The organism is Bacteroides coprosuis (assembly GCF_020741705.1).
GTDB lineage: Bacteria > Bacteroidota > Bacteroidia > Bacteroidales > Bacteroidaceae > Bacteroides_E > Bacteroides_E coprosuis.
Map to the genome: position 1 here is coordinate 1 of NZ_DYYK01000164.1, position 5,392 is coordinate 5,392.

Genomic DNA, 5,392 nt, shown 5'->3' on the forward strand with positions numbered 1-5,392 from the left:
TTTTGTTGTCTTATTTGTGTTAAACTTTAGCTCATATCTTCTTTTATATATTCCTTGTTGGCTGTAAAAAGGTGATTCGTTATACATGTACCCCTATATAATAAGGTAAGATGAGAAGGTACACAGAGGAGTAGAAAGCAACTAGGTGTTAAAAACAGTTTAAAGAAAAGTGAGGTATCTGGATAGAAATAAGTATATCCCTTTCAAGTGATTTATTTAAATACTATGAGAGAAGTTAGTCTTTACCTTTAGAATAACAGATTTATAGAATGATAGCTGGTAGGTTTACTTCTTTTGTTTTTTACATTAAAGGGAAGCTTTTTATAACATTTTTCAACTATTAAGTGTTTATATATTATAAAATAGAAAAACATAATAAGTATGAGTGAAACTAAAAATGATGAACTAACTGACTCTTTATTTAATGAGATAGTTTATAAAAACAATAAGTATAAGCGCCATAATAGACGTAGGCTTGTGTTTTGGATTCTAGTGCTTATCATTTTCGGTTATTTGCTGTATTATTACTTTTTAAATACATCAGACCCCCTTGATTTAGAGGAAATGCTACATTTAGGAACTGATATTGATAGGCAAGGAGTTGCTATGCTTTTCTAAACAAGTAAAAGCATCAGATTTTCATTTGGATACATCAAAGAGAGAAAAGAAAGCCTACATAACAGGAGTTGTGTAGGCTTTCTTGGAAGATCACTGGGATTTGTAGAAAAAAGAGAGCCTTCATTTGCCCGAGTAAAAAGAGATTGTTTACTTTACCTAAAATTATAAATTCGACGAAATGAAATTATCAAAACTATATACTCTCTTGGCCTTTGTCTTAGGGTTTACAATGTTTAGCTGTTCAGATGATGAAAAGAAAAAGGATGGTCCCGAAGAAGAACTTTTTGATGTTTTTGGCATCTATGAGGGAACTATGAACATCTCTGTAGTGCAAGGAGATGGTTCGAAGAAAGATTTTACCCTCGATAAACAATATGCTTTTGTCGAAACGGATCCATCTCCCAATACATTGCGACTGGCTGTGAAAGACTTTCTTTTGGAAGAAGTAGAGTATGGTAACATTTATATTCCTGCACTCTATGAAGTAAAAGGAAACACTTGCTCATTAGATGGTTTTAGTAATCACGTTGATCTAGTAGGTCAAGGTGAAGCAGAATTTACTGTTTTAGGTAAAATTACTGAAAAAGAGATCAGTCTTGATATTGATGGTAAGTTTAAAAACTCAGCTGATAAACGTAAGATAGAAGTAACTTTTGTAGGAAAGAAGACCGATATTAAATTGAAGAATTATCTATTTGATTTTGAAGAATGGGAGGTAGGTAATCCTCTTGATATTGATAATATTCATTTTAGTTTGCCTAAGTCGAAGTTTGAGAATTTAAGATGGAGCTCAACCGATTTTGAAGTAGCTCGTTACAAACAGTTAGAATTGATGACCGAATATACGGTGGGAAGTAGTAGTGACAACCAAGCTGGCAAACTTTCAGCACAAATACGTACTGTAGAGTCTATTGAAGGAGATAACTTCTTACATTTGCCCAAGGTGTATGGTGGGTATTTATACTGTGGAGGTTTTAATGATGATGCCCTACTTCATCCGCATGATAGATTATTATTGGGTTCACCTTTTGAGGTAGAGCCTATGAGTGTAAAGGGTTACTATTATTATAAGTCGGGAAAAGAGTACTTCTCTTGCCCCAACCCCGATAAACCTGCCGAGGTGGTGCTAGATGCAGATAAAGTAGATGCTTGTCTCATGGCTGCTTATCTTTATGAAGTCTCAAATTTTGAGAATACCGATGATATATTAACATTGCGAACCCTACAAAATTCTCCTCAAGTAGTAGCTAAAGCTCAATATACGAGCGACAAGGCAACAAGAGGATTTGAAGAGTTTGAGATGAAATTGAGATGGAATGAAGGTGCGAAATACGATTCAGATAAGAAATACCGATTTGTGTTGCTCTTTGCGTCAAGTAAAGATGGCATAACATATAGTGGTGCTCCAGAGAGTGTCTTACGTATTGATAATGTACGTATTTCTACTAAATAATAAAAGAGTGTAAATAACAAATATCCTAGTAAAAGCAAGCATAGACTACAACCTATGCTTGCTTTTATTTTGGGTATATGGGCGCAATAAAGACATTAAAAGAGCTTAAAGTGTTAAAATAATATCAAGAATATCATTTTTAATAATAACTTTGATAGAGATATCACAATCCTAACGTAATCTACAATCATTATGAGAAAGAATAAAATTACTTATTTGGTAGCTTTTTTATTTTTAGCAATCGGTATTTCAAGCTGCTCAAGCAGTTCGAAACATATCCCCGATTTTACAGGCGTGTACAAAGGAGTTATAGAAGAACCTGAGTTTTTGTTTTGGAATAATGCTGCGAAAGTATATTTGAGGAAAAACTCAAATGATCCCTATCGGTTGAGTTTAAAAACAAATCTTTATAAAGAATCTATGGGAGATCCTTTTGTTATGGAATTTGATGACGTTCTTGTTGATAGTCGTTCGGCAACCGATAATACCTTTAAGTTTAAAGGAAAAGAAATAGAGGTCGATTTTGGAGTTGATGGAAAAGCTAAGGTTTCTTTAGACGGAGTTACTGAAGGTAATGTAATGACCTTAAATTATAAAATAACGTCTAGCCATAAAGGAGAAACTTATACAGCTACATTTTATGGTCCAAAGATGAATAAAAAAGAAAGTTCTAAAGCAGAGATCGAAGAATTTATTATTAATGATGTGTCTGTTAGGAATATAGAGCTGATAGGAGATGATATTTATGAAATTTCTATCCAGCGAATGACTTCTATAGAAGTAATAAAAGGGTATAAGTTTAAAATTAAAGTATCTGATGGGGCTAGATATAAGATGGAACCATCTACTCTAGATATAGATACTCCTGCCAAGGCTATGACAATCACAGTCGTATCAGAAGATGAATCTGTAGAACAAGTATATACAGTTCGACTAAAATATGTATAAGTTTACACAAACTTTCGTTTAATTGAAAATGGGCAAATCTGGAGAGGGTTTGCCCATTTTTATGTTTTAAAAATATTGCTATTCTTTTAAAATGTATTAATGATGTGTTTTTATATTAGTGGTTTAGTGTATTGATAATTATGCCTTTAGTGAAGCGTAGGGCTTTCTGCCTATAGATGTATCAAGATAAATAAGGTTAAATGCGCTACACTAAAGAGTGCTAAAAGCATTTGGAAGATTATCTTTGTACTACAATGTTTTCAATAGCTATTGTACTTTTAAGGAAAGAAAGTTTCTTTGAGCAATGCTTAGAAGTACAACATATAAAAACCCCACCTCTACAAGAATAGTCTAACAAAAGAGTAGAGATGGGGTTTGTTATTTTTAATGGATAGATACTCTTTTTATAGAATATCTAAGGGTCAAAGATAATAGCTTGTAAGCATTTAGAAGCATTTATCTATATGTTAAAAAGCAGATAAATAGATAAAAAACGTTTTTATGTCTTTCTTGTAAATCTTAAAAAAATACTAATCTCATCACTACTTCATTTCTTATTCAAGCTTTTACTTATTCTCATTTCTTCTTATTAGACTATTAAGTGTTCTTTTCTTAATTAAAGGTTATTACCCTTAATTTGGTTTGAATTCTGTTTTTGAATTTAAAATAAGAATTAATATAAGTTCTAAACTACTGATTAATTGTGCATTTGAGCTGTGTGTGCTTATATTTAAAGATTAATTATACCTCTTTTTATTTGTTAATAGGATAAATATGTATACTTTGGTATTAGTTTTTAATAGTATAAATTTAATATTGATAAGATTGAAATTATGAAAAAGAATCTGTTGTACCTATTTTCATTATTGCTAATAGTAGGCGGTTTTGCTGGCTGTAGCCGTGATGAAAAATGTCCTGTGGAATTACCTGTAGATTTTGCAGGAGTTTATAAAGGTGTATTAGATGTTGAGCTGAATGGAACTCAAATAGCACAGGGATTAGCTCAGAAAGTTTACATAACAAGTGTAGATGGTAAAAAAGCAACTTTAGCATTGAAAAACTTCTCTTTTGGAGAAATGGAACTAGGTGATATCGTAGTGCGCGATGTAGATGTTAAGCAGCCTAGAGGAACCGTAGTTTTTAGTGGCTCAGACATAGTAAATCTAGCTGTGGGTGAGTGTCAAGTGAACCTAGCGGGTAATATTGTTGACAAGAAAATGACAACCGATATTGATGTCGATGTTAAAGGCCAGGAAATGAAGGTCAAAGTAAAATTCAATGGTGAAAAGATGGCAGCTGATCAAAGTTCAGAAGCTCAAATCAGTGATTTTACAATTGAAGGAGCAGAAGTGGCTTTTGATGAAGCAACTAAAACTTACAATGTAACGGTAACCAATGCTACAGAAGAAGATCTAAAAGAAATTACTCCAGCTATTAAAATTTCAGATAAAGCAACGATTGTCCCAGCAATCGGAACTGCTATCGACCTAAGCGAAGGTAAGGAAGTGAAATATACGGTCACTTCAGAAGATGGTGTTGTTGTAAATGAATACAAAGTAAAAGTATTAAAAAGCTTAGACCGCGCTTATTTTGATTTTGAAGATCTTGTAGAAAAATATAGCGCTACTAAAGGCTCAGACAAATTTAAGTCTTATGTTCCAGCAACACAAGGAATCTATGTATGGGATGCTAGTGATGGTGGTACAAAAACACTTATTGGAATGAATTATGCTGATAAATTTGGTGTTGTAGGTTCTGATGCAGGAGTAGAAGGTAAAGCTATGCATATTGAAACATTAGATACTAAAGGCAATGGCCCTATTTGGACATTCCCAGCCACTCCTAAAGTAACATCTGGTTCTTTATTCCTTGGTAAATTCATCCTTGATTTCAAAGATCCTTTAAAGAGTACTAAGTTTGGCGTTGTTGTAGACAAAAAAATAGCTACTGTACGTGGATCATATAAATATAAATCAGGAGAACTTTATTACGAATGCCCTAATCCAGGAGCGCAAACTTCTCATATCGTAGAAGAAAGACCAGGAGTAAAAGATGAAGGTATGATAGCAGTTGTTGTTTATAATGCTAAAGACAAAGATGGTAAAGACATTATACTAACTGGTCATGATATCTACACTTCTACAGAAGTTATTTTCAAAAAACAAATTGAAGTAGCTGGAACTGAAGAATACAAACCATTTAATGTTGCTTTGGATTATGAATATGATGCAACCAAGGAATACAAACTTGCTGTTATTTTCTCTTCAAGTAAAGATGGAGATAAATTCTCAGGAGCTCCAGGTAGCACACTGTTAATTGATAACTTAGAAATTATTGCAGAGAACTAAACTTATTAAGTTTGTTTTAGCAATC

Annotated in this window: 4 protein-coding genes; all 4 read left to right on the forward strand. The window is 32.8% G+C overall.

Annotated elements, in window-relative coordinates; genetic code table 11:
• Window positions 1-381 precede the first annotated feature (381 nt).
• The 4 genes from K8V80_RS09795 (at window position 382) to K8V80_RS09810 (ending at window position 5,367) form a co-directional block, all read left to right on the forward strand.
• Window positions 382-618, forward strand: coding sequence for a hypothetical protein (locus K8V80_RS09795; RefSeq protein ID WP_276777507.1), 237 nt, complete (start codon window positions 382-384; stop codon window positions 616-618).
• 178 nt (window positions 619-796) lie between these two features.
• The gene (locus K8V80_RS09800) at window positions 797-2,071 is read left to right on the forward strand and encodes a PCMD domain-containing protein (RefSeq protein ID WP_276777509.1); all 1,275 of its coding nucleotides are present in this window, start codon (window positions 797-799) and stop codon (window positions 2,069-2,071) included.
• A 192-nt stretch (window positions 2,072-2,263) separates the two neighbouring features.
• Entirely contained in the window at window positions 2,264-3,019 is a 756-nt protein-coding gene (locus K8V80_RS09805) for a hypothetical protein (RefSeq protein ID WP_276777512.1), read from the forward strand.
• An 833-nt stretch (window positions 3,020-3,852) separates the two neighbouring features.
• A complete protein-coding gene (locus K8V80_RS09810; protein ID WP_006745033.1) occupies window positions 3,853-5,367 on the forward strand; it encodes a PCMD domain-containing protein in 1,515 nt (504 codons plus the stop codon).
• Window positions 5,368-5,392 lie beyond the last annotated feature (25 nt).

Bases quoted from the DNA above. Each gene is read 5' to 3' on its own strand.
- K8V80_RS09795 (WP_276777507.1), top strand. From the start codon at position 382: ATGAGTGAAACTAAAAATGATGAACTAACTGACTCTTTATTTAATGAG.
- K8V80_RS09800 (WP_276777509.1), top strand. From the start codon at position 797: ATGAAATTATCAAAACTATATACTCTCTTGGCCTTTGTCTTAGGGTTT.
- K8V80_RS09805 (WP_276777512.1), top strand. From the start codon at position 2,264: ATGAGAAAGAATAAAATTACTTATTTGGTAGCTTTTTTATTTTTAGCA.
- K8V80_RS09810 (WP_006745033.1), top strand. From the start codon at position 3,853: ATGAAAAAGAATCTGTTGTACCTATTTTCATTATTGCTAATAGTAGGC.